The organism is Bradyrhizobium sp. P3_C3, from assembly GCF_056402655.1.
Genome location: NZ_JBFUGY010000135.1, coordinates 1 through 1,253 on the forward strand (window position 1 = coordinate 1; position 1,253 = coordinate 1,253).

At 65.8% G+C, this 1,253-nt stretch carries 2 protein-coding genes; one reads left to right on the plus strand and one right to left on the minus strand.

Annotation, left to right across the window (positions count from 1 at the left end; genetic code table 11):
* Positions 1–577 (minus strand): alpha/beta fold hydrolase (locus tag AC1DW2_RS43765; protein WP_477009207.1); only part of this gene is annotated, 577 nt, incomplete at its 3' end.
* A gap of 138 nt (positions 578–715) precedes the next feature.
* On the opposite strand from AC1DW2_RS43765, the gene AC1DW2_RS43770 reads away from it, so the two are divergent.
* Positions 716–1,253, plus strand: a 538-nt coding sequence (locus AC1DW2_RS43770) for a methylated-DNA--[protein]-cysteine S-methyltransferase (RefSeq protein ID WP_477009208.1), incomplete at its 3' end; no start/stop codon positions are given.

Consider the following 1,253-nt stretch of genomic DNA (forward strand, 5'->3'; position numbering starts at 1 on the left):
GGGTATAGGCGTTGTCGCGCAGATTCTGCTTCACCATCGCCGGCAGCCGCGGCCAGGTGCCGGCGCCCTCCAGCGTGTCCACGAAGACGGCAAGGCCGCCGTCGACATCGCCGGCCGCGATCTTCGCGGCCGAGGCCGTGAACCGTGCCAACAGCGGCGAGGGGCCACCGACGTAATCGGGATCGAGGCTCGCATCGAGCTCGCCACCGGGTTCGGCCAGGATCAGCCGCCGCAACAGGTCGGGGCGCGCCTGCGCTACGCGGAAGCAGATGTGTCCGCCGCGGGAATGGCCCATCAGATCGACCGGGCCGAGGTCGAGCTTCTCGATGAAGGCGATGACGTCCTGGACATGCTGGGCGATCGAATAGGTGTCGCCGACGCCGTCCCAGCGGTCGGGGAAGAAGTGCCGCAAGCTGACGGCGATCACCCGATGCCGCTGCGTCAGCGGTCCGAGCAAGCAGCCCCAGACGCGGAAGTCATTGAGCGAACCATGCACGCAGACCAGCGGCGGCCGGCTCCTGTCTTCGCCCACGTCGAGATAGGGCATGTCGTATCCGTTGACGTGGAGGCTTTGCATTCGGGGCTCGCGGGAGGGGGCAGGAACTCCTGTGCAAGATTCCCGGAAACCGGGTGGATCGCAACTATTTCCAAGCCTAGATTTGGGCATGGATCACAATGGGGGCATGCGATAAGGACGCAAGCCAGGAACCAAGCCATGACCGATCAGCATTTTGCCCTGTTCGACACCAGGATCGGCCTCTGTGCCATCGCCTGGGGCCCGCGTGGTATCAACGGCACGCAGCTGCCCATGGGCGGGGAGGAGAAGATCCGCACCCGCATCAGCCAGCGCCATGCCGACGCCACCGAGGCCGAACCGACCGCCGAGGTGCGAGAGGCGATCGACCGCATCACAAAACTGCTCGCGGGCGAGCCGGATGATCTCACCGACATTCCGCTCGATCTCGACGGCGTGCCCGACTTCAACCGCGGCGTCTACGAGATCGCCCGTGCTATCCCGCCCGGCAAGACCATCACCTATGGCGATATCGCCAAGCAGCTCGGCGGCGTCCAGCTGTCGCGCGATGTCGGCCAGGCACTCGGGCACAACCCGTGCCCGATCGTCGTGCCCTGCCATCGCGTGCTGGCTGCCGGCAACAAGCCCGGCGGCTTCTCGGCGAATGGCGGTGTGGTGACGAAGCTGAAGATGCTCGAGATCGAAGGCGCGCTGGTGAACCACACGCCGAGTTTGTTCG